Annotated in this window: 26 protein-coding genes and 1 pseudogene; 10 read left to right on the top strand and 17 right to left on the bottom strand. The window is 64.4% G+C overall.

Features of this window, described 5'->3' with window-relative positions; translation table 11 throughout:
- Positions 1 to 144 precede the first annotated feature (144 nt).
- On the bottom strand, positions 145 to 2,331 hold the full coding sequence (locus AB0L63_RS09560; protein WP_364497155.1) for an MMPL family transporter: 2,187 nt from the start codon (positions 2,329 to 2,331) through the stop codon (positions 145 to 147).
- Positions 2,332 to 2,399: 68 nt separating this feature from the next.
- On the opposite strand from AB0L63_RS09560, the gene AB0L63_RS09555 reads away from it, so the two are divergent.
- Positions 2,400 to 3,032 carry a TetR/AcrR family transcriptional regulator gene (locus tag AB0L63_RS09555; RefSeq protein ID WP_364497152.1) on the top strand — a complete coding sequence of 211 codons (633 nt, stop codon included), beginning with the start codon at positions 2,400 to 2,402 and terminating at the stop codon, positions 3,030 to 3,032.
- Here AB0L63_RS09555 and AB0L63_RS09550 read toward each other — a convergent pair.
- Positions 3,025 to 3,147: a hypothetical protein gene (locus tag AB0L63_RS09550; protein WP_364497150.1), complete on the bottom strand. Its 123-nt coding sequence runs from the start codon at positions 3,145 to 3,147 to the stop codon at positions 3,025 to 3,027. The genes AB0L63_RS09555 and AB0L63_RS09550 overlap by 8 nt on opposite strands.
- 401 nt (positions 3,148 to 3,548) lie before the next feature.
- Here AB0L63_RS09550 and AB0L63_RS09545 point away from each other — a divergent pair, with 401 nt between their 5' ends.
- Positions 3,549 to 3,740, top strand: coding sequence for a hypothetical protein (locus AB0L63_RS09545; protein ID WP_364497148.1), 192 nt, complete (start codon positions 3,549 to 3,551; stop codon positions 3,738 to 3,740).
- Here AB0L63_RS09545 and AB0L63_RS09540 read toward each other — a convergent pair whose 3' ends face one another.
- Both AB0L63_RS09540 and AB0L63_RS09535 read right to left on the bottom strand, forming a co-directional pair.
- A complete protein-coding gene (locus tag AB0L63_RS09540; protein WP_364497146.1) occupies positions 3,741 to 4,508 on the bottom strand; it encodes an SDR family NAD(P)-dependent oxidoreductase in 768 nt (255 codons plus the stop codon).
- A 21-nt stretch (positions 4,509 to 4,529) separates the two neighbouring features.
- The gene (locus AB0L63_RS09535; protein WP_364497143.1) at positions 4,530 to 4,985 is read right to left on the bottom strand and encodes a MerR family transcriptional regulator; all 456 of its coding nucleotides are present in this window, start codon (positions 4,983 to 4,985) and stop codon (positions 4,530 to 4,532) included.
- A gap of 51 nt (positions 4,986 to 5,036) precedes the next feature.
- Here AB0L63_RS09535 and AB0L63_RS09530 point away from each other — a divergent pair, with 51 nt between their 5' ends.
- Positions 5,037 to 5,891 (top strand): polysaccharide deacetylase family protein, encoded by an 855-nt coding sequence (locus AB0L63_RS09530; RefSeq protein WP_364497140.1) that lies wholly within the window; start codon positions 5,037 to 5,039, stop codon positions 5,889 to 5,891.
- 145 nt (positions 5,892 to 6,036) lie between these two features.
- Here AB0L63_RS09530 and AB0L63_RS09525 read toward each other — a convergent pair whose 3' ends face one another.
- The gene (locus AB0L63_RS09525; RefSeq protein WP_364498140.1) at positions 6,037 to 6,417 is read right to left on the bottom strand and encodes a methyltransferase; all 381 of its coding nucleotides are present in this window, start codon (positions 6,415 to 6,417) and stop codon (positions 6,037 to 6,039) included.
- A 473-nt stretch (positions 6,418 to 6,890) separates the two neighbouring features.
- Here AB0L63_RS09525 and AB0L63_RS09520 point away from each other — a divergent pair, with 473 nt between their 5' ends.
- The 4 genes from AB0L63_RS09520 to AB0L63_RS09505 are packed head-to-tail and all read left to right on the top strand — an operon-like array spanning position 6,891 to position 9,404.
- Positions 6,891 to 7,631 (top strand): PspA/IM30 family protein, encoded by a 741-nt coding sequence (locus AB0L63_RS09520; RefSeq protein ID WP_364497137.1) that lies wholly within the window; start codon positions 6,891 to 6,893, stop codon positions 7,629 to 7,631.
- Positions 7,628 to 7,906, top strand: coding sequence for a hypothetical protein (locus tag AB0L63_RS09515; RefSeq protein ID WP_364497135.1), 279 nt, complete (start codon positions 7,628 to 7,630; stop codon positions 7,904 to 7,906). Before AB0L63_RS09520 ends, AB0L63_RS09515 begins: the two co-directional genes overlap by 4 nt.
- A gap of 2 nt (positions 7,907 to 7,908) precedes the next feature.
- A complete protein-coding gene (htpX, locus tag AB0L63_RS09510) occupies positions 7,909 to 8,820 on the top strand; it encodes a zinc metalloprotease HtpX (protein ID WP_364497132.1) in 912 nt (303 codons plus the stop codon).
- Between the two features lie 5 nt (positions 8,821 to 8,825).
- Complete coding sequence (locus tag AB0L63_RS09505; RefSeq protein WP_364497130.1) at positions 8,826 to 9,404, top strand: hypothetical protein; 579 nt, start codon at positions 8,826 to 8,828, stop codon at positions 9,402 to 9,404.
- Between the two features lie 125 nt (positions 9,405 to 9,529).
- On the opposite strand, the gene AB0L63_RS09500 is transcribed toward AB0L63_RS09505, so the two are convergent.
- Positions 9,530 to 9,814, bottom strand: a complete 285-nt coding sequence (locus AB0L63_RS09500) for a hypothetical protein (RefSeq protein WP_364497127.1) — start codon at positions 9,812 to 9,814, stop codon at positions 9,530 to 9,532.
- Between the two features lie 242 nt (positions 9,815 to 10,056).
- On the opposite strand from AB0L63_RS09500, the gene AB0L63_RS09495 reads away from it, so the two are divergent.
- The gene (locus AB0L63_RS09495; protein ID WP_364497124.1) at positions 10,057 to 10,620 is read left to right on the top strand and encodes a hemerythrin domain-containing protein; all 564 of its coding nucleotides are present in this window, start codon (positions 10,057 to 10,059) and stop codon (positions 10,618 to 10,620) included.
- A gap of 686 nt (positions 10,621 to 11,306) precedes the next feature.
- Here AB0L63_RS09495 and AB0L63_RS09490 read toward each other — a convergent pair.
- From AB0L63_RS09490 to AB0L63_RS09450, 9 genes and pseudogenes are all read right to left on the bottom strand, one after another.
- Positions 11,307 to 11,552 (bottom strand): CsbD family protein, encoded by a 246-nt coding sequence (locus AB0L63_RS09490; RefSeq protein WP_364497121.1) that lies wholly within the window; start codon positions 11,550 to 11,552, stop codon positions 11,307 to 11,309.
- 198 nt (positions 11,553 to 11,750) lie between these two features.
- Positions 11,751 to 12,065, bottom strand: a complete 315-nt coding sequence (locus AB0L63_RS09485; protein WP_364497118.1) for a gas vesicle protein K — start codon at positions 12,063 to 12,065, stop codon at positions 11,751 to 11,753.
- Positions 12,058 to 12,285 carry a gas vesicle protein gene (locus tag AB0L63_RS09480; RefSeq protein ID WP_364497115.1) on the bottom strand — a complete coding sequence of 76 codons (228 nt, stop codon included), beginning with the start codon at positions 12,283 to 12,285 and terminating at the stop codon, positions 12,058 to 12,060. Before AB0L63_RS09480 ends, AB0L63_RS09485 begins: the two co-directional genes overlap by 8 nt.
- The gene (locus tag AB0L63_RS09475) at positions 12,282 to 13,046 is read right to left on the bottom strand and encodes a GvpL/GvpF family gas vesicle protein (RefSeq protein ID WP_364498137.1); all 765 of its coding nucleotides are present in this window, start codon (positions 13,044 to 13,046) and stop codon (positions 12,282 to 12,284) included. Before AB0L63_RS09475 ends, AB0L63_RS09480 begins: the two co-directional genes overlap by 4 nt.
- A 20-nt stretch (positions 13,047 to 13,066) precedes the next feature.
- A pseudogene (locus AB0L63_RS09470) lies at positions 13,067 to 13,395 on the bottom strand (gas vesicle protein).
- Positions 13,392 to 13,727 carry a gas vesicle protein GvpO gene (gvpO, locus tag AB0L63_RS09465; RefSeq protein ID WP_364497112.1) on the bottom strand — a complete coding sequence of 112 codons (336 nt, stop codon included), beginning with the start codon at positions 13,725 to 13,727 and terminating at the stop codon, positions 13,392 to 13,394. The pseudogene AB0L63_RS09470 and the gene gvpO overlap by 4 nt, the downstream one beginning before the upstream one ends.
- A 509-nt stretch (positions 13,728 to 14,236) precedes the next feature.
- The gene (locus AB0L63_RS09460) at positions 14,237 to 14,920 is read right to left on the bottom strand and encodes a PAS and ANTAR domain-containing protein (protein WP_364497109.1); all 684 of its coding nucleotides are present in this window, start codon (positions 14,918 to 14,920) and stop codon (positions 14,237 to 14,239) included.
- A gap of 291 nt (positions 14,921 to 15,211) precedes the next feature.
- Positions 15,212 to 15,379, bottom strand: coding sequence for a hypothetical protein (locus AB0L63_RS09455; protein WP_364497106.1), 168 nt, complete (start codon positions 15,377 to 15,379; stop codon positions 15,212 to 15,214).
- A 167-nt stretch (positions 15,380 to 15,546) separates the two neighbouring features.
- Complete coding sequence (locus AB0L63_RS09450) at positions 15,547 to 15,702, bottom strand: DUF6131 family protein (protein WP_245672648.1); 156 nt, start codon at positions 15,700 to 15,702, stop codon at positions 15,547 to 15,549.
- Positions 15,703 to 16,057: 355 nt separating this feature from the next.
- Between AB0L63_RS09450 and AB0L63_RS09445 the strand changes: the two genes are divergently transcribed.
- Both AB0L63_RS09445 and AB0L63_RS09440 read left to right on the top strand, forming a co-directional pair.
- A complete protein-coding gene (locus AB0L63_RS09445; protein WP_364497103.1) occupies positions 16,058 to 16,387 on the top strand; it encodes a plasmid stabilization protein in 330 nt (109 codons plus the stop codon).
- 685 nt (positions 16,388 to 17,072) lie between these two features.
- Complete coding sequence (locus AB0L63_RS09440; RefSeq protein ID WP_364497101.1) at positions 17,073 to 18,278, top strand: AI-2E family transporter; 1,206 nt, start codon at positions 17,073 to 17,075, stop codon at positions 18,276 to 18,278.
- Between the two features lie 117 nt (positions 18,279 to 18,395).
- Here AB0L63_RS09440 and AB0L63_RS09435 read toward each other — a convergent pair whose 3' ends face one another.
- Both AB0L63_RS09435 and AB0L63_RS09430 read right to left on the bottom strand, forming a co-directional pair.
- Positions 18,396 to 19,358 carry a ferritin-like domain-containing protein gene (locus AB0L63_RS09435; RefSeq protein WP_364497098.1) on the bottom strand — a complete coding sequence of 321 codons (963 nt, stop codon included), beginning with the start codon at positions 19,356 to 19,358 and terminating at the stop codon, positions 18,396 to 18,398.
- A gap of 310 nt (positions 19,359 to 19,668) precedes the next feature.
- The gene (locus tag AB0L63_RS09430) at positions 19,669 to 20,061 is read right to left on the bottom strand and encodes an SgcJ/EcaC family oxidoreductase (protein ID WP_364497095.1); all 393 of its coding nucleotides are present in this window, start codon (positions 20,059 to 20,061) and stop codon (positions 19,669 to 19,671) included.
- Between the last annotated feature and the right edge of the window lie 564 nt (positions 20,062 to 20,625).

Below are 20,625 nucleotides of genomic sequence, written 5' to 3'. Positions count from 1 at the left end.
CGTCAGCACCACGACCGCAACCATGATGCACGCTGTGATTTCCGCCACCCTCCCTGTTCGGTCGCGCCGAATCGGACGAAAACGACACTGCGGCAGCCGAAAGCGGGCCCCGTACTGGTAGGGCGGGGCCGCATATCGGACGTCTCAGGCTTCGGCCAGACCGAACCGCCGGTGCGCCAACCGCAACGGTGTCGGGGCGTACCACGCGACCCGCCCGAGCAGTCGCATCGCCACCGGCACCAGCACGCCGCGCACCAGCGTCGCGTCGATCAGAATCGCCAGGCCCGCGCCGAGTCCGAAGAACTGGATGAACCGGACATCACTGCTGGTGAAGGCCAGAAAACTGATCGAAATCAGTGCCGCCGCGGTGGTCACCAAGCGCCCGGTGCGGGCCAGCCCCTCGATAACGGCTTCCTTCGTGGACGCACCGCGATCGTGCAGTTCCTTGATCCGGCTGACCACGAAGACCTCATAGTCCATCGATAGTCCGAAGGTGATGCAGAACAGCAACAGCAACATCGAAATATCCAGCGGCGCAGGGGTGAATCCGATCAGTCCGGACAGATGCCCCTGCTGGAAGATGAACACCATCAGCCCGAGCGTGGCGGCCAGGCTCAACACATTCGACATCAGTGCGCGCAGCGGCTGCACGATGCTGCCGGTGAACAGAAACAGCAGTACGAAGGTCGTGGCCAGGATCCACCCGATGGCGATCGGGAGTTTCGCACCGATCGATGCGAGGCTGTCGCGCAATTCGGCCATCTGTCCACCGACCAGCGCATGGGCCCCTGCCGGACCGGGTGCCGCACGCACTCGATCGACCAGATCGCGGGCCGCGGACGAATTGCGGTCCAGATCGGTGAGTACGGTCAGGCGCTGTGCATCCGGTCGGGCGAACCGGGCGTCGGCGGGTGTGTTCGCCGCCAACTCGCCGTGGACGAAGGTGCCCGCACTCGATTCGACCTGGGTGACGTGCTCGACCCGGGACAGCGTGCGCGCGTAATCCGCGAGCGGCGCGGCGGCAACGCCGGTTTCGGTGATCACCGACAGTGCGTTGAGATCGCCGCCGCCGAAATCGTCGCGCATCGCTGCACCGACCTGACGCACCTCGGTGCTCGTCGGCAGCACCCGATCGTCGGGCGTGCCGAACTGCACATGCAATAGCGGCGCGGCGGCGAGCAGCAGCACCGCAACCACCGGGACACCCGCAAGCAGCGGCCGACGCATCGCGAATCCGGCCACTGCGGCCCAGAACGGCGTAGCGTCACCGCGGATCCCGCGCACACCGGGCACCCGCCACGCATCGGTACGCACGCCGAGCACCGCGAGCAGCGCGGGCAATACCACCACCGCGGCGACGGCGGAGATGGCGACGACGCCGATGCCGCTGTAGGCGAAAGACCGCAGGAAGTATTGCGGGAAGATGACCAGCGCGGACAAAGCCGCCACCACGGTGGCCGCACTGAATGCGATGGTGCGCCCGGCCGTCGATACGGCCGCGATCACCGCATCGCCGGGTTCGGCTCCGGCCGCGCGGCGTTCACGGAAGCGACTCACCATCAACAGGCCGTAATCCACCGCGAGGCCGAGTCCGAGTCCGGTGGTCAGATTCACCGCGTAGATCGACACATCGGTCACGGAACCGAGGATCGAGAGTTCGGTGAAGGTGCCGAGGATGGCGATCCCACCCACCACCAGGGTGAGCAGCGCGGCGACCACATTGCCGAAGGCCAGCACCAGCAGCGCCAGAATCAGCGGTACCGCAACGGCTTCCGCGAGACCGAGATCCTTGCCGATCTGCTTGATGATCGAGTGGAAGATCGCCGTGCCGCCGCCCACCTTGATCTGAGCGACCGGACCGTCGGTGCGGTAGGTCTCGACAATCGGGGCGGCGGACTTCTCCTTATCGGTGACGTCCTTGTCGACGTTGCCCGCCAGGACGACGGCCGCGGTCCCGTCCTCGGAGCGCATGGCCGGGGATCCGGTATCCCAATACGAGACGATATCGGTCAGGCGCTGGTCGGCCGCGAGCCGACGGGCCAGATCGCGGCCGATGGTGGCGACCGCGGCACCGTCGACCGTCCCCTGTTTCGCCTCGACCAGGAAGACGTAGTCGGTATCGGCGCCGAACTTATCGGCCAATCGAGTTACCGCGGCACTGGATTGGGCATTGGGATCCTGCTGGCCGCCCGGCTGCATCTTGCTGAAGGCAGTCGCGCCGACGACACCACCCGCAATGAGGGCGAGCACGCCGACGACCAGGATCCAGCGGGCGCGGTGGACAACGAAGCTGCCGAGTCTTTCGAACATATCGAGTCTCCGATCGGGCATGTTGTCATACGTAAACTTTACGGGTGTTAACTTGCCATATCATGTGTGCGGGTGTCAACATCAAAGTGATGACAAATTCGGAAGCAGCAACGAAGCGCTCCTCTCGCGACGGCCGCTACCACCACGGCGACCTGCGCAATGCCCTGGTGCGCGCCGCCGCCGAACTCGCCGAGAGCGGTGGGCCGGAGGCGGTGACCGTGCGCGCGGCGGCCCGGCATGTCGGCGTCACGCCGACCGCGGCCTATCGGCACTTCACCAATCACGAGGAGTTGCTGAACGCCGCGCAGGGCCAAGCCCAGCAGACCCTGTTCGGCGCGATGGCGGAGGCGATGGCGAGCCTGGCACCGCACGCGGATGCGATCACCCGGCTCGGCGCGGTGGGCCGGGGCTACATCAGCTTCGCGATGCGCGAACCCGGCCTGTTCCGCACCGCCTTCTGCGGCGACATGGCGCCATCGCCCGCGTTCGATCTGCTGGCCAGCGTCCTGGACGAACTCGTCGACGTCGGCTTCCTCGATCCCGCGGACCGGCCGGATGCCGAGTACGCCGCCTGGTCGACCGTGCACGGCATGGCTTCACTGATCATCGATGGTGTACTCGCCGACCTCGACGATGCCGCACGGGATAAGGCGATCCACCGGGCTCTCGCGGTCGTCGAGCGGGGTTTGGCAACCGGACCGAATGCCCCCGACTTCAGCTGACGCGCAGGATTCCGGTGATCGAGCCCTGCAGAATCTTGCGGTCTTGCGTGATCAGCGGTGAGATCTGTAGCGGATCGTCGACGACGGTTCCGGCCAGCGGACGATTCGAAATCACGGCGCCGATATCGGGATCTACGACGGTGAACGGCTAGCTGTCGAGCGGGGTCGTGATGTCGAGTCCGACCCGGGTCACGGTGTAGATGGAGCCGCCGGTGGTCGACGTCGCATCGGAGGTCAGCTTTCGGTAGATGCCTTCGATCGAATCCGATGCCAGCTGACCGGAAACAGTATTCGAAACGGAGATGATCCAAATTGGGCGGTGGCTAGCATGGCGGCATGAGTAGTCGACCAGGGCGAAATCGAAGTTCGCCGCGGAAATCGGTACGGGCCGAATGCAACTCGCGCAAGGCTCGATGACCGAGCTGCCGCTGGCCGATGCCGCGATCACCGTCAATATCTACTTCGTGCCGGATCTGGCCGCCGCCTGCGCCGAACTCGCACACGTCGTCCGTCCCGGTGGCCGCATGGTCGTCGGTATTCGGCGATCCGGACGCGATGGCGAAAATGCCGTTCACCGCACACGGTTTCACACTGCGGCCGGTGGCCGAGGTGATTGCCGCGCTGGAGGGCGCGGGCTGCACCGTCGACAATCGCCAAGCGCCCAACCCGCCGATTCCGCATCACCTACTCGTCGCGCTCCCTGCCTGACTACATCAGGGCCCCACCATCGACGCGGATCTCGGTGCCGGTCATATAGCGGCCGTCGTCGGAGGCGACCATGGCGACCACACCGGCGATATCCTCCGGACTGCCGAGCGCACCGCCATTGAGCCAGCCGGTCAAGCGCGAGAACAGCTTCGGGTCGAAACCCTCCGGCTGATCGAGGATGGACTTGGTGGTGATCCCACTGGTGATGCCCGCGGGCACGATATTCACCGCGCGCAACCCCTGTTTGGCGTACTCCAGCGCGATCGCGTGGGTGAAGGCGTTCACCCCACCCTTCGACGCGGCATACGACGCCAGATAGGGCGCCGCACTGAAGGCCGCGGTCGACGAGAGATTCACCACAACACCGTGACCGGTCTCCAACAGTGCGGGCAACGCGCTCTGGGTCATCAGGAAGGTCCCGGTGAGATTGACCCCGATCACCTGATTCCATACCTCGAGCGGCATCTCATCGGTGCGCGCGGGCCGCAGAATGCCCGCCGCGTTCACCAGCACATCCAGACCGCCGAGGAATTCGACCGCCTCACCCGTCGCAGCGCGCACCGACTCTATATCGGCGATATTCACCTGCACGGTGCGCAGCCGCTCGGCCGCATCCCCTGCCTTCGTCGCGGTGCTCTCCAGGCCGGCCGCATCGATATCGGCGGCGACCAGCGTCGCCCCCTCATCGAGCAGCCGCAGGGCAATCCCCTGCCCGATACCCGATCCCGCCCCGGTGACCAATACGCGACGGCCGTCAAATCTACGCATGCCAAAAATTAGAACAGGTTCTCATTGGGAGTCAACAGGTTCTCGAAGAATCCGCTGGTCAGAATTGTGGCGCGGATCCGGTACGGACGGGCCGGTGTGCGAAGCGCCATTCGAGCATACGTTCGTGCGGACTGCCTCGAGGTATTCGGCGATGGCGTCGCGGTTGCGGGACAGGCAGCGGATGCGGTCGGACATGCGGTCGCGTTCGCGTTCCAGGGTGGCCAGCATTTCCGGGGTCGCGTCCGGAAAGTAGATGGTGCGCGGCTTGTCCAGGCAGGGCAGGATCTGTTTGATGATGCGGGTCGGCAGGCCTGCATCGAGCAGGCCGCGGATCTGCCCAACTCGGTCGACGAAGCGGTCGTCGTAATTGCGATAGCCGTTGGCACAGCGGTCGGCAGCGATGAGGCCCTGTTCCTCGTAGTAGCGCAGTAGCCGCCGCGAGGTGCCAGTGCGCTCCGACAGTTCTCCGATCCGCATTGGATTCCACCTTGACCTTCACATGTATGTGATGGTTCCAACATAGACGGCATGGACAACGCACTCTTCGACTACAACCCGATCGTCGACCGCGCACCGATTCACTGGCCGAACGGCGCCCGCGTCGCGTTCTACGTCGGGCTCAATGTCGAGCATTACCAGGTGGACCGGCCCTCGACCAGCATCTTCCCCGGCACCGCCGCCCTCACCCCGGATCCGCTGAACTACGGTTGGCGCGATTACGGCCCACGAGTCGGCATCTGGCGGGTCATCCAAGCGCTGGACAAGTTCGGCATCCGCGCCAGCGCCCTGCTCAACTCCGATGTCGCACACCATAATCCGCAGATCATCGCCGCCGGGCGGGAGCGGAACTGGAGCTGGTTGGCGCACGGCAAGAACAATTCGATCTTCCAGGCCGATATGTCTGTCGATGACGAGCGCGCCTACCTCACCGATATCGTCGAAACCATCGAACGCGCGACCGGCCGCCGTCCGCACGGCTGGATGGGTCCCGCGCTCACCGAGACCTTCCACACCCCGGAACTGCTGGCCGAGCTCGGCCTCGGATACATCCTGGACTGGACCAATGACGATCAGCCGTATCGGCTCACTGTGCCAGGACTGCTGAGCGTTCCGTACTCGGTCGAACTCAACGACAACAGCCTGTTCCTCGGAACCGGTTTGCGCGGTGCGGATTTCGTGCAGATCGTCAAGGACCAACTGGACCGGCTCTACGAGGAGTCCGCCGACAGCGGCCGCGTCATGGCTCTCGCGCTGCACCCCTTTGTCATCGGCCAAGCCTTCCGCATCAAATATCTGGAGCAGGCCTTGGCCTATGTGGCGAACCATCCGGGCATATGGCTCACCACCAGTGACGAGATCGCCGACCATTACAGCGCCATGTGAAGCTATTGCGAGCAACGCCGTCGAGGACCATCATGCCGATCAGGTATTCGATGATGGCGTCACCGGTGCGGCCGGGGAGGAAGAAGAGGTGTGACCGTCGCCTTCGCGGGTGGGCCCGGGCCTGAGCCGCCCATATCCACCACCACTAGACGACGACGCATTCCAGCACGCTCACCGAGGAACCGGTCGACGACACTCGCTGGAGTCGCAGGCCTGCGGGGTGAAGTATCCGCTGGTACTCCCCGAGAGTGCGTTCTCGGCCGGCCAGGACGGCGAGCATGACAAGGTCCAACATCCGCGCGGGATGCGCGGTGCCGTCGTTGTCGGGCAGGACCGCTTCGACGATCAGCAGCCGGCTCGCGGTGGTCATCGCAGCAGCGCAGGTGCGCAAGATGGTGCGGCACTCCTCGTCGTCCCAGTCGTGCAGGATGTGCGAAAGCACGTACACGTCGGCACCGGATGGAACATCGTGGAAGAAGTTCCCGGCCACCGTCGTACACCGGTCGGCGACCGGGCAGTGAGCCAGAGTTCACCGGCATGGTCGATCACAGCAGATGCTCGGGCAAGAAGTTGAGCGACCAGGAAATCGACCGCATTACCGCCCTCGGCCGCACGGACGGGTTGACGACTGAGGCAGGTGTGCCGACCGAGTCGTATGGAATCGGCTCAAATGTATTGCGGGAGGTTGGAGTTCGGCGGTCCTGCGACGGCTACCACACATCGGCGGAACTGGGTGAAATTTCGTGCACCCGATAGCTCATGTGGCTAGATCGGACCCGACCGCGATCCAGCCGACGAACGACAGCCACCCACCTCCGCCTGGCCGGCATCGCCGCTCGAACACCAACCACGCGCACTGCGATGAGGGCTGGGATGAACCAAGAACCAGATGAGCTGACGGAGGACCCGGTCCAAGGGCACATAAGGCCCTAGCACGGTCGGGCACCCGGCGACGACGGTGGGAGGTATCGAGGCAACCGCACGAGAGGGTGGACGGTCATGAGTATCAGCAAACGTCTGGCCATATTGTTCCGGGTGAAGGCGAACAAAATCCTCGACCGCAGCGAGGACCCGCGCGAGGTCCTGGACTATTCGTATCAGCGGCAGCTGGAGATGCTCGCCCAGGTGCGGCGTGGTCTGGCCGATGTGGCCACCAGCCGCAAGCGCATCGAACTGCAGGAGAACCAGCTGCGGTCCGCCGCCGACAAGCTGCAGGGCCAAGCACAGCAAGCCGTGACCCAGGGCCGCGACGACCTGGCCCGCGAGGCACTGACCCGCCGCGCGGCCACACTCGCCCAGATCGAACAGCTGCGGCCGCAGTATGACGACCTCGCAGCACAGGAAACCAAACTCACCACCGCCGCACAACGGTTGCAGGCGAAGGTGGAGGCATTCCGCACCCGCAAGGAAACCATCAAGGCCACCTACACCGCCGCCGAAGCCCAGAGCAAGATCAGCGAGGCGGTCACCGGCATCTCCGAGGAGATGGGCGATGTCGGGCTGGCGATCCAACGGGCCGAGGACAAGACGGCGCAGATGACCTCGCGGGCGGCCGCGCTCGACGAACTGATCGCCTCCGGCGCACTCGACGACGCCACCGTGGTGCCCGGACAGCGCGACGACATCCAGGCCGCACTGGACGCCGGACGCGGCAGCAGCGTGGATGCCGAACTGGCACAACTGAAGAACGCGGTCGGCCCAGCCCTCGAGGCACCCACGCATGAAAGGTCCGGGTCATGATCATCCGCATCCTGGGCGAGGGCCAGTACACCCTCGGCGACACCGAGGTCGATGAACTCAACGAATTCGATGACCAACTGCTGCACGCGGACGCCCTCGGCGATGATGCCGCGTTCGCACGTGTGCTGCGGCAGCTGGTCAACGCGGTCCGGCGCCGGGGCACGCCGGTCGCCGCCGACGCCTTGGTCAGCTCCGATCTGGTATTGCCGTCCGCGGACACCGAACTGGCCGAAGTTCGGGCGATGCTGCGCGACGACGGGCTGATCCCGGGATAGCCATGCGCACTCGTTTCCGCCCCGATCATCAGCTGACCACGCGCATGGGACTGACCATGTTCCTGCTCGGACTGATCTATGTCGCATTCATCGCGGCACTGGTGGCGCTGATCAAGTCGTGGATCGTGATCGTGTTGATCGTGGGCGTGCTGCTGTTCGCGCAGTTCTGGTTCGCCGACCGGATCGCCTTGTATGCCATGCGCGCCCGCATCGTCACCCCCGAGCAGGCACCAGAACTGCACGGTGTCATCGACCGGCTGTGCGCGACGGCGAACATGCCCAAACCGCAGATCGCGATCGCCGACATGGACATGCCCAACGCGTTCGCCACCGGCCGCAGCCCACGCCGCGCGGTTGTCGTCGTGACCACCGGCATCCTGCGTCGACTGGATGCCGACGAGCTCAACGGTGTTCTGGCGCATGAACTTTCACATGTCGCGCACCGCGACGTGGTGGTGATGACCACCGCGTCGTTCCTGGGCGTGCTCGCCGGTCTCGTGGCACGGTTCACGCTGTACTCCACCATGTTCGGCGGCGGAGGGCGGGACCGGCGCGGGGATAATCTATTCCTGGTTGTGTTGGCAGTGATGGTGGTGTCGGCGGTCGTCTACGCCGTCAGTTTCCTGTTGATCCGCGCCCTGTCGCGGTATCGGGAGCTCGCCGCCGACCGTGCCGGCGCCATCCTCACCGGCCGCCCGTCCGCACTCGCCTCGGCGCTGACCAAGGTCAGTGGCGACATCGCCCGCATCCCGAGCCGGGATCTGCGCGCTGAACAGCCCTTCAACGCGTTCTTCTTCGCCCCCGCGCTCGGCGCCGGTGCCAGCCTGTCACTGCTGCTGTCGACACATCCCAGCCTGCAGCAGCGCCTCGACCAACTCGCCCGCATCGCCACCGAACTCGGCGCGCAAGGGTGAGGCAGGTGGGGTTCTTCGATGCCCTGCTGGGTCGCACGAAGCCGGTGCAGCCGAATCTGGACGCACTGTTTGCGATCCCATCGGCGGCCTACACCCTGCAGGCGGCGCTCGATCTGCGGCCCACCGGGGCCGGTGCCGTCGCCTTCGAGCAGGCCGAAGGTGCCGGTGCGCGGCGATCCCAGGACGAGATCCTCGACGTGCTGCATCTGGAGCCGAGCATCACCGTCACGGTGACTCGCGACGAGTACGACTACACCTGGATCGTCTGCCGGCAGGACGAAACCGATCCGGCTGCCCTGGTGACCGGACTGCATGCGATCAATTCCACTCTGTCCGATAACGGTTTCGGACCGAACCTGCTGTGCACTGTCATCGGGTTCGACGGACCCGGGGTCCCGGCACGGCATCGCCTCGGTCTGGTGTACCTGTTCAAGCGCGGCACGTTCTATCCGTTCGCACCCCTGCCCGGACGACGCCGTGACAACACCCTCGAATTACAGGTCCGTGCTGCCCTGTCCGGCGAGTTGCCGATCGAGCCGGACCTCGAACGCTGGTTCCCGGTGTGGGACGCGCCGACACCATAAAACGAGGCGTTCCGTCGCGGTCACCAGCAGTGGACCGGCCCGTCGCCGTCGGCGAGCATGATCTCCAGTTCGCCGAGTGCCTCGTGCAGTTCGTCGATGACCAACGCGCGGGCCGGATCGGCGGATCACCGAATCCGCCCCAGACCCAAATTTTTGCGCCCCGGCAGCGCGATAACCGGATGCCAGGACTCCTCTTCGTCCAACGAGACCCACGGCCGGCGCGAATCGGCGCCGAAGTTCTTGCCGGACAGCCGAAGCCACTCCCGGCCTGACGGACAGCCATCGCTCCAGTACAGCTTCGGCATCGACGACAACACCTCGACGCCTGAGCGCATGAGCAAGGTGACGAACAGGATGTTCAGCCCATGGGTAACGACCACGAACAGCGGGTAATGCGGAACCTGCCCCATACACCCTCCCTTCCAACTGGTCTCTTCCGCCCGGAACTACCCGGTCACCTGTCGGTCAAGCCACGTCGGGGTTACGAACTTCTGGTCGGATATGCGCAGGCGCGAGCCGCGACTCCGGACAACGGACCGAGGCACTGGAGACCAGTTGGTCGGCCTCGCGATGTGTTTGCTGTCTCCTTCCATGGGTAAGGCCGCAGCAGCGCAATTCGCGCTGACCGTACTACGTGTCCAAGGAGACGATCGTGGAAGCAACGTCGATCAACACCACCGATGATGTCGTCACGTTCCTGATCGAGCAGCACATGCGCATCCGCGAACTGTTCGCCGAGGTCCAGCAGGCCCCAACGGCGGAACAGCGGGAGCAGAAGTTCTACGAACTGCGCCGCTTGCTGGCGGTCCACGAAACCGCCGAGGAAGAAATCATCCACCCGCGCTTCCGGCGAGAAGTCCACGACGGCGCCGACATCATCGAGGCGCGTCTCGAGGAAGAGAACAAAGCCAAGCGCCAGCTCGCCGATATCGAAGCGGTTGATATCGATTCTCCCGAGTTCGACGCCAAGCTTGCGGCCCTGCGCGACGGGGTGATCGCACACGCCGACCATGAGGAGCACGAGGAGTTCAACCGGTTGCGTTCCGAGCTGGAACCCGACGAGCTGGCGCGTCTCCGCACGGCGGTGAAATTCGCAGAGGCCATGGCGCCGACACATCCGCACCCCGGCGTCGAGTCCGCGAGCGCCAATCTGCTCGTCGGACCATTCGCGGCCATGATGGACCGCGCCAAAGACGCCATCAACCGCACGAAATGATCACTGCTTCGCACTTCAGGGGCTTGGTGCTTGCCCGGCAGCGCCGCCTCGACCACGGCGGTGACTCCCGTTCGAGCCAAGACGGTGACGATGTCGAAGACCGTTCGAAGGCTAGGCTGAGACCCGGTCCGGGTCGGCGGGTCGGCGGGTCGGCGGGTCGGCGGGTCGGCGGGTCGGCGGGTCGGCGGGTCGGCGGGTCGGCCAAGACCAAACCACGTCCTGGGCGACTTCGTCGTGGACGAATCGCCGGAAAGCCAAGCTCGCGTGCGAGGCTGTGGCGGTCGATCGAGGCCAAGTGCAAGGGCGATACGCCGGATCAACGTCGGCCGGTCCTGCTGCACAATTAGCGGCCGAGGTGGTGATACTCGGCCAACGCTTCCAGCAAAGGCGCACGCGAATGGTCCACAACCAGCGGCGCGGATCCCACCGGTAGAACACCTTGCCGAAATCCGAAATCTTTGACAACGCCGTGCTTTACCGCCGCTGGGCTGGTGGCCGATGCGAGGCTGGCTGACTGAGTTCGCCGAAGCCGGACTGCTGGGGCATCAACCTCGATGACCAGCTCACGACGGACCCGCCGTGGCGCGAACTGGCGCGGCGGTAATCAATTCCGTTCAGTGCCCTTATGCACAACGGCTACCGACGGACTCAGATCTCGGCGACCTGTAGCGCTGCAGCTGGTGTCGTTACCGGTCGTGTTGACGAGTGCGCTGCCGCGCCTCGTGCGCAGCTGCTTCGCCGCGCTCTTTCTCGGCCTCAGCTTCCTTGCGTGCGGCATCGCGTTGGGATTCGGCTTTGTCCTGCTGCGCACGGCCCTCATTTCGCAGATCATCGTCGCCGGTGACGGCTCCGGTGGCTTCCTTGATCTTTCCCTTGACGTCCTCGACGACGCCCTCGGCGGCTTCGCGGGGACCACTCTTGTGCTCGGCCATAGCATTTACCTCCCATATTCGCGTAGTCGGCTGATACTGCCCGCTTACCCCGCTCCAGCACGTTGAACCACACGAAACTTGCGGCGAGGTGCCCCCAGGTCATGGCTGCCAGGTGTTTGCCACACGGATCGGCCGAGCTTGTCCCGCGACCTGGGAGGAAACACAGGCGTAATGCGCGTAGCGATTTGTCCGTCATGGTCACTCGTATGAGCGATCGATCGAATCGTGAGGGAGGAGGGGGCCGAGAGGGCCGAGATCGATATTGAGGTCTTCCGGAGTGAGTCCGAAATGGTCACGTAGTTCGTCCATGCGTTGTTCAAGCAGCATCAGGGTAGTGCCGATGCGTTCGATCTGGGAGTCGGTGAGATCACCTGCGTCTACGCGGCGTAGCGCTTGCCGCTCCATCAGTTGCCGCAGGAGCTCCATCAAGGTGAGGACGAGGGTGACCAACCCGCGCTCGACGGATTCCGGATCGGTGTCGATTCGTGGAGGGATGCCGCCGAATTCAGTCATCGGCTGGTTCCAGCACATCGCGCGGCGCGGACCCGACCGGCGGATACAGGGTGCTGATCGAGGAGATGAGGGCTCGTAACGAGATCTGGACCAGGTCGACGTCAGCGATGGCGAGTTTGACGTCGCCAGTTATGACCACGCCACCGGCCAGCACCCGATCCAGTAGGTCGACCAGCGCGACGCGGCGGTCGGTGTCGACGGTGTGGTCGGCCCGAATCATGTCGGCCCTCGTTGGACGCCGGCGAACGAATACGGCGGCCAGGGGCCGGTGAGTTCGAGCCGGATGCCGGGAAATTCGGCGCCGAGCGTCGTGACGGTCGCGGTGAAGTCGTCGGTGCGGTCGTCGTCCACGAGGTATGTCCCGTTCAGCACCATCCAATCCCGTCGGCCGCTTACCGCCGGGTCGGTCAGCGGCTGACGTCGTCCTGCCGCTGCGTGATAAACCAAACGCGCGTGAATCTCCTCGGCGCGCTCTGCCGCTTCGCGTTCTATGGTCTCCTGTGCGGACAATTGCGCGCGACGCCGGGCCAGGTACGCGGCCCCTGGCGTCATGGCTTTGTCCGCGGCTTCGGCCTCGGCAACGGCGGCGGTGAGGGCAGCGCGATCGCCATAGCCTCGTACGCCCCACTCGGTACGCCCGCGCACCAGCTCCAGCGCCGCGTCGAAGTCCGCTCGCCGCTCATCAAGCAGCGCGCGTACCCGGTTGTCGTCGTGGAAGACGGTGGCCAGCCGCAGCGGGACGGTCGGACCTCGGCGCACCATGGCCGACACGACCGCGTCGTGTGCCCGTGCCGTCGCCTCCAACCAGTCCAGATCCTCGAAGTTCCGGCGTAGTGGTTGCTCCCCGAAAACATCCAGCGGCACCGAGCCGACGACTGCCGTCAGGTCGCCCGAGACGAGCGTCCGCACCGGCTCGCCCGCAACTCCGGCCAGCTCGCTCAGATGCGCCTCGCCATCGTGGCGAGGCGCCACGACGTACAGCCAAACTGCGAAACCACCGGTCACGGTCGTTCTTTCTTCCGCTCATGGCCGCGTTCGATGGGTTGACGGCGGTCGTTCGCCGCCTCCAATTCGGCGATCCGGTTTCGCAGTTCCCGGTTCTCGAGTTCGAGGTCCGGTGCCTTCCGTTCCAGCGCGCGGCCGTCTCCAGGGATGCGATCACCAGCCTTAGTTTGATGGTGAGCAGTTCGATATCGAGGAGATTCACTTGAATGTCGCCCGCGATCACCAAACCCTTGTCCAGGACTCGCTCCAGGATGTCGGCGAGGTTGGTGGACTGCCCGCCCCCGTAAAGCTGCGGCGCGTACGAACCGCCTCCGACCACCGTCATCGCTGATTCCTCGGGGCGATGTCGGTGCTGCCGCGGCCGAAGCGTTTGGTTCTGCGGTAGGCCAGCAGATTCTCGTCGAAATCGATCTCCACATCGTAGAGGGCCAGGATGTCCGCCGACGAGGGGATGCGGCGATCCTCGAGCACCTCGATTTCCACGAGCCAACCATCCTCCGTCGGTTCCAGGCTCGTGACGCCCTGGATCTCGTTCGAAGTCAGTTCCGCGAGGCGTTCGATCGCCACCGCGGCGGCTTGCGCCGCGGTCAGGGCCGGTTTTTCACTCGAGGCCGAATGAGCATTGTCGGAACCGTCGGAAATGGTGTCGCGGGCCACGTGAGTCACTCCTTCCGGTCGATTGGGCCTACCTCGGACCGGTCATGCGATCCAGGATCGCTTGCTGCGCTTGCTCGGCCTCTTCCGTGGACAACTCACCGGTCTGCCTGGGGGAAGCAGCATCGACGGTGTCAATCTGATGAGACGTCGTCACAGCATCGGCGATCATAAGCGCGGTGGACCGCGTGTGCGGTGGTTGCCGAGTTCGGGGTAGTCACTGCCGAGTTCGTTCGTGAGGTCAGCGAGTGTGTCGGCGATGGCGTTCAGTGGCGCTGGCGAAGCGGTCGAACAACCCAGGTCTGGCCATCGACATCGGAGGGCATCGTCCTGTTTCGCCCAAATCGATGGTCCTGCGTGGCCTAGTCGGCGCGGGAGGCTCGACCGATTGCCATTGGTGCGGGACGTACCGTGAACTCGACCCCGAAGTTGTTCAATGTCAACGGCTCGGCCGATCGGCTGACAGACGGCAGTGCGCTTCAGGGTAATCAATTCCGTACGGTGCCCAAGGGTCACGCATTTTCGACTCGGGCCCGCTCGTGGACGGTGAGCAGTAGATGGTCGAACCGGCTTCGGATCGCCGGTGGGCCCATCGGCAACGTATCGAGTTCGGTGATCAACGCGGCCGCCAGGGCACGCAGTTTGACGTTGGTTTCCTGTGAACGCCACTGCAGCACTCGGAATGCTTGCTCGGAATTGATCCGGTAGACATACATCAATATGCCTTTTGCTTGCTCGATCACCGCACGTGCCTCGAAGATTTCCGGCAATTCCTCGTCGAGAATTTCCTGGCGCTGTTCGGCGAGGGTGTCGGTGACGTCGATGTAATAACCTGCTGTACCTACCAATGTGCCTGCGGCGTCGAGTAATCGATCGGCGACAACGATCACCTGATGTTCATTTCCGGCGGTGTCGATGAGACGATGCCTGCTGGAGAACGACTCACCGGTCTGTATCGCGGCGGTGATGATATCGGCGACTTGGGCGCGGTCGTCCTGATGTTTGTGCAACAGCAAAAGCTCGGTAGTCGGTGTCACCGCTCCCGGCTCGTAACCGTGCATATGCGCAACCTCGTCGGACCACTCCCAGCGCTGGTCCGCATACCAAAAGCGGAAGCCGCCAACATACCGGCGTTGCCCGGCGGCGAAAACTCCTTCGGCCGCGACAGGCGTGGGCGGTTCCGAAGACTCGGTCACCTCCGAAGTATGTCACTCTGTGTTCGCGAATGATCAGTCGCCTGCAGGGAGTCGAATCCTGTCGAATATCAGCGTTCGGCCTGACCACCGGTACCGCGCGTGCGGTATCGGCGGTACGAAAACAAATCGCGGCGGGCGGCGGCGCGGGCTCGCGGTCGGTTTGGTACGCCCGTCGGGGGACTAGGTCGATCGGCCCTCGATGAGGCCTTCTTTAGTGGGTTTGTTGCGGCGGTGTTCATGGATGGTCGGATGTTGTCGGCACGGTTTATACCACCGGGCACCGAGATTGCGTCATTCGCCAGCGGATGAAGACCAGTCGCCGAATGACTCACCGGCCGACATGAAGATCGTGCGAACGCCGACCTGCACGGTATGGTCGGCGAACCGTTCGTAATAACGGCCCAGCAGCGTCGGATCGACCGCGGCGGCTATCCCGCCATCCCATTGAAGTCTGGCCAAGAACGCACCCTCGAGACGCTGAGCACGCCGAGTTGACGGTGCTAGTTCGAGCGGGTCGGGCCGCACATGACCGTTCGACGGTGTTGCAGGGATGACATGTGGAGCTGGTCTGACATGGGGTCGGCTGCCGCCGACGCTGAGCATGCTCAGCGTCGAAAGCGGAAGGGTCAGTAGTAATGGCGTCGGCCGCCGACGGCACGGCCCGTCGACCCCAACAGCAATAACACGAGCCCGATGACGAGAACCACGATCCCGATGGTCCACAGGATCGGGATGCTGAATATGAATCCAACGACAAGAAGAATGATTCCAAGAACAATCATGGCCAGCTACCTGGTTTCGCTGCTGTACTCGGGGGGCTCAGAAACCCTCCCGTGCTGGTATCGGTCATGCGCGCAATTGCCACCGCGCGTCCTAACGTGCACCCAATGATCAACCGTGTGCTGCATGTTCCAGTAGACGCCTCGGGATCCAGGATGTACACACCCCCCGTTTACCGAAGTTGCGACTCGATCATGTTTTGCTCGCCACCGCACGACTGGCAACGGCGGCAGGCCCATTCGCGGGGTGGGCGGCTCGTCACCCCATGATTCGTCTTTCGCATGTCGGAAACCGAGCGTGGCGTACCGATGTTTCGGCGGCTGGGTTGGGGTATTCGCGATATAGGAGGTGATGGACATGCCGAAGGCATGGTCGGACAAGAGGGAGCGGCAGTTCGAGCACATCAAGGATTCGGAGAAAGAGCAGGGTGCGTCCAGCCGGCGGGCCGAGGAGATCGCGGCGCGCACGGTGAACAAGCACCGTGCTCAGTCCGGCGAGGCCCATACCGCCAGTGGGACCTCGGTGCGGGACATGTCGCCGCAGCGGCGTGGTGGTCTCCGGTCGGGAACCAATCGCCCGAAGGGCCCGACCCGCGATCAGCTGTACAACGAGGCGAAAAAGTGCAATATCGAAGGCCGCTCGAAGATGACCAAGGGCCAACTGGCGCGAGCGCTCGGCCGCGTCTGATCGGATAGGGACGCAGCGGCTGAGCTCGCCGAGCAGGCCGAGCGGCGCGAGCTGACGGTGCGTGCCCATCGCTCAGTCACTGACCGCAGGCGATATCGTGGCTTTTCGCAATGGCATAGTTGCGTACTCGGCCGAGGTCGAACGCCGGGTACTCGGGTTCCTGATGTCCCTGCGATGTCCGAAGCCGCGGCCGTGGCGATGGCCGCAAGTGTGCGTTCGATGATGGACACGGATCTGGCGGCGAGCGTCACGGGGGTCAGTCGACTTTTCCAGCAGGACGAACAGCCCAGCTCGGTGTGGTCCGCCGTCGTGGAATTGCCAAACCTTGACCTGAGACGTTCGCACGGAGCGCGGATCGTCGCGCAGATGGAGACAAGATCGATCCCGAGGGATTCGCATTCCCGAACACGTACGGACCAGACAAAGGCGCACCATGCCGTCGCCGTCGGTGTAGGGGCGATCCGACCGTGGTGAGCGGCTGTTTCCAGGACCGGCCTGTAGGTAGGTCGACATGCAAAGGTCGAGAAAGAGTGGCGGTTCCGATGAAACCGGTCCGACTCGAAACGGTCACCATGGTGCACACGAACATCGCAGCGCTGCGAATGGATTCGAGTCCCGCCCGCATGAGGGAGAGGACCCGGAGCTACCCGGGTGCTAAGCCCATGTGCACGTAGGCGTCGATGCCATGAATGAAGATACCGACCCAGAACCCGACGAGCGCCAAACCCCCGACAGGACGGAGCAGGGCCACAGGGACCTGGTCGCGCAACCCCACACCCCCGACGAAGGCGGACCGATAATTACCGCGGAAGCGGCGGCGGCGCGGGCCAGCTCGGCGCAGAACCCGCTGGGCAAGCCGGGGCGTCGATTCGATCCGCGATCGCCGTTCATGATCGGTATGGCAGGCGCGGCCGGAGTGGCGGTGACCTACGGCGCGATCCAAGCGCTGATTGCCGTGAGTCAAGTGCTGGTCTTGATCACCATCGCGTTGTTCCTGGCAATAGGGTTGGAACCTGTGGTGTCGTGGTTGGTTCGGCCGTGGTTTCCACGATGGGCCGCCGTGACCGCCGTGTTCCTGGTCGCGATCGGCTTACTGGCCGGGTTCCTCGCGGCCGCGATACCTCCGCTGGTCACCCAAGGCAGCGCGCTGGTCCACAACGCTCCCGATTACGTCGACCACCTTGCGCACCGATATCCACTCATCGACACGCTCAACACTCGTTTCCATCTGCAGGACCGACTCCAGCAAGGGCTCGGGTCCGATCCCGCCAAACTGGCCGGTGGTGTCCTCGGCGCCGGCCGCCTCGTATTCAGCATCGTCAGCGGCACGGTGATCGTCGCGGTGCTCACCGGCTACTTCATGGCCAATTTCGCACAGGTTCGAACTTCGATCTACCGGCTGTTTCCGCGCTCGCGCCGACCTCGAGCGATCCTGATCGGCGACGAGATCTTCGTCAAAGTCGGCGGCTACATCCTGGGCAATCTGGTCATTTCGCTGATAACCGCGGTGCTGACCTTCATCTGGCTGCTGATCTTCGACGTGCCCTATCCGCTATTGCTGGCCGTCCTGGTTGCCGTCCTGGACTTGATCCCGGTGGTGGGGTCCACCCTGGCCGGAATCATCGTGGCCCTGGTCGCCCTCACCGTGTCCCTACCCGTCACGGTGGCCACCATCGTCTTCTTCATCGTCCTGCGGTTGTTCGAGGACTACGTACTGGTGCCCAGAATCATCGGCAGAACAGTGCGGGTCCCGGCGGTGGTGACGGTGGTGTCGGTTCTACTCGGTGGTGCCTTGCTCGGGATCGTCGGTGCCCTGCTCGCCATCCCCGTCGCTGCCGCGGTGCTGCTGATCATCAGTGAAACGGTGTTACCGTCGCTGGACGATCGCTAGTTACCCGCGTTCGGCTGGATAAGGGGGCGGCGGTTGGGGCGGCCACCGCCTCGTGCACGGCCGCCAGCTGCTCGATCCCGCCCCCTAGCATCCGCGTCAGTGTGGGCAGCGCCGACCTCAGCTGAGGCCGGCGATGTCGTGGGCGATTTCCGCGAGTCGGGTCTGGGCGGCGGAGACGACACCGTTGCGGTTCTTGTTGGCTTCCTCGTAGGCGACGATGGCTCGGATGTCGGTGGGTTCGGTGAGTTCCTTGACCGCGGCGACGGCTTGGGTGACGTTCAACTCGTCGTAGTCGGCGATGGGCAGTTCGTCGGGTTCGAGGATGCCGGTGGCGGTGCGGATCGAGCGCAGGGCATCGGCTGCGGAGTCGGCGCCCTCGCGGCGGGCGACCTGCTCGGCGGTGGCCAGGGCGGCGTCGCGGGAGGCGGCGAGGGTTTTGACGGCGACATCACCGGCGCGCGTGCTTTGGGCGAGCAGCTCGCCGAGCGCGGGCGGGGTCGCACGGACGGTGTCCAGCGCTCGGTCGAGGCTGCGCGCGGACCAGGCGACAGGAAGGTTGACCAACTTCACCGCGGTCCCGGTGGCTGCTTGCAGCGGGGTGCGGCGCAGTGCGGCCGGCCCGCCGAGGGCGTCCTCGGCCAGGACGGTGGTCAACCAGTCCACGGTCGCGGTGTGCGCGGCGATCAACTCCTGCGCCAACGCCACGACGTCGGAATGCCCGGTGGTGGTTGCCAGGGCCTTGATGTAGCGGGCGCGGTCGAGGAGCTGATGTTCCAGGGCGAGGTCACCGAGCAGGGCCTCGTCGAACGGCTGGGCCTGTTCGACCACAGCCTTGACCGCAGCAGCGCCTCGTCCCACGAACGGGGCAACCATCTCCGGGACACCACCCAGTTCACGGATGGCTGCCTCGATGGCACGAGCACGGTCTCGGGCGTCATCGGCGTTCTCGGACAACACACGACGCACCGCCTCGGTGCGGGCCTGCACGATCCGGGTGTCGGCGACTTGGACTTCGGTGTTGGTCAAAGCGAGGACGGCGTGCAACTGCGCCAACAAATTAGTCGTATTGCGTGTACTCATGCGCATCTCGTCCCTTCGGCGTTGTTGACGGCATCAGGTCGGCGCAAGGTGTAGCGCTTCATGACTATACCGTCCGGCAACCCGCCGCTCCAGGACGCATCCGTCGATATACACCGAGGTAGACACGTAGATCGCGACAACCGCTCCCCAGCTCAGGAGATGCGCGCGGTATCAGTTGGTGAACTTCGGGCTACCGCGCCCGCCGCTGGACCACGTATGCCGGATCCCGAAGGCGACATCGCCGTCAACTCCAAGATCCGGCTACCCGATTACCTGCCGTACGTTGCTCGACGTGGTGCTAATAGAACAGCTATCCAGTGCTCACGGGCGTGTTCTGCCCGGTGCGGATTCGCCCTTCACCGTCGCGGAACTCCACGGTCAGGATGATCACGCCGTGCATCGGATCGTGCGTCGGATCGACGCTGTCTCGAGTGCGCTGCCGTGCCACGATCTGTACGACCGTGGGCGTGAGCTCAATGGTTACCTCATGCTGGTACCCGACGCTGACCTCGTGCAGCGGCCCACCCGGAGCGAACACGAAACGCTGTTCGGTGAGCAGCTCGTCTCGACTTGTCACCAGAGCGCCGCCGAAGTTGACGAAGGTGCTGTCCTCCCAGAACAACGCGTTCATGGAGTCGGCATCGTTGGCGTTGAAAGCATCCTCGTACCGCGCCAACAAGTTCAACGCGGGATTGTCGATCATCGGCTTCTCTTCCACCCGGCTTGTCACAACACAGCGAACCTAGAAGCTCGAGCACTCTCGAGGTCAACACCGCCGACATGGGCTCCCCTCGATGACCTCTGACACTCGCCGAGACCGCTCGCAGTACCCGCACCTCTGCGCTGCGTTCCCCAATCACCTCGCCCCGGCGGGCCGCACCATCGAAACTGGTTCCGACTCCTACCACCTCGCCCCCACCCGCACCGCTGAAGGCCGAACCACCCCGCACGGATTCTCACGCAGGAATCAATCCGGACGAGGCACTGGTCACGCCGGGAAAGCGCGAGCCACAACCCATCCGGCTTCTGAGTGATCGTTTCCTTGACCCGCAGCCGATAACCCGTGTTCACTGAATTTCATTTCATTTCAATGCATTTCATTTCGATGCGGGTGGTGCAGAATGCAATGAAATGAGATGGGTCTGTGCGGGTTCCGGGATTCTGGAACGGTTTTCGCTGCGGCTCGCCCTGGATATGCGGCTATTGCTGCAATCGGATGCGGGTTCACCTTGCAGTAGCGCCGGGCAGTTCGGGGGCTCTTGCTGAT

Source organism: Nocardia sp. NPDC051990 (assembly GCF_040680755.1).
Taxonomy (GTDB): Bacteria; Actinomycetota; Actinomycetes; order Mycobacteriales; family Mycobacteriaceae; genus Nocardia.
Note: the sequence above shows the minus strand (reverse complement) of the source record. Positions and strands in the feature narration are given on the sequence as shown.

Coding starts and splice junctions, on each gene's coding strand:
- AB0L63_RS09560 (WP_364497155.1), bottom strand. CDS start 2,331: ATGCCCGATCGGAGACTCGATATGTTCGAAAGACTCGGCAGCTTCGTT.
- AB0L63_RS09555 (WP_364497152.1), top strand. CDS start 2,400: ATGACAAATTCGGAAGCAGCAACGAAGCGCTCCTCTCGCGACGGCCGC.
- AB0L63_RS09540 (WP_364497146.1), bottom strand. CDS start 4,508: ATGCGTAGATTTGACGGCCGTCGCGTATTGGTCACCGGGGCGGGATCG.
- AB0L63_RS09535 (WP_364497143.1), bottom strand. CDS start 4,985: ATGCGGATCGGAGAACTGTCGGAGCGCACTGGCACCTCGCGGCGGCTA.
- AB0L63_RS09530 (WP_364497140.1), top strand. CDS start 5,037: ATGGACAACGCACTCTTCGACTACAACCCGATCGTCGACCGCGCACCG.
- AB0L63_RS09520 (WP_364497137.1), top strand. CDS start 6,891: ATGAGTATCAGCAAACGTCTGGCCATATTGTTCCGGGTGAAGGCGAAC.
- AB0L63_RS09515 (WP_364497135.1), top strand. CDS start 7,628: ATGATCATCCGCATCCTGGGCGAGGGCCAGTACACCCTCGGCGACACC.
- htpX (WP_364497132.1), top strand. CDS start 7,909: ATGCGCACTCGTTTCCGCCCCGATCATCAGCTGACCACGCGCATGGGA.
- AB0L63_RS09500 (WP_364497127.1), bottom strand. CDS start 9,814: ATGGGGCAGGTTCCGCATTACCCGCTGTTCGTGGTCGTTACCCATGGG.
- AB0L63_RS09490 (WP_364497121.1), bottom strand. CDS start 11,552: ATGGCCGAGCACAAGAGTGGTCCCCGCGAAGCCGCCGAGGGCGTCGTC.
- AB0L63_RS09485 (WP_364497118.1), bottom strand. CDS start 12,065: ATGACTGAATTCGGCGGCATCCCTCCACGAATCGACACCGATCCGGAA.
- AB0L63_RS09480 (WP_364497115.1), bottom strand. CDS start 12,285: ATGATTCGGGCCGACCACACCGTCGACACCGACCGCCGCGTCGCGCTG.
- AB0L63_RS09450 (WP_245672648.1), bottom strand. CDS start 15,702: ATGATTGTTCTTGGAATCATTCTTCTTGTCGTTGGATTCATATTCAGC.
- AB0L63_RS09445 (WP_364497103.1), top strand. CDS start 16,058: ATGCCGAAGGCATGGTCGGACAAGAGGGAGCGGCAGTTCGAGCACATC.
- AB0L63_RS09440 (WP_364497101.1), top strand. CDS start 17,073: ATGAATGAAGATACCGACCCAGAACCCGACGAGCGCCAAACCCCCGAC.
- AB0L63_RS09435 (WP_364497098.1), bottom strand. CDS start 19,358: ATGAGTACACGCAATACGACTAATTTGTTGGCGCAGTTGCACGCCGTC.
- AB0L63_RS09430 (WP_364497095.1), bottom strand. CDS start 20,061: ATGATCGACAATCCCGCGTTGAACTTGTTGGCGCGGTACGAGGATGCT.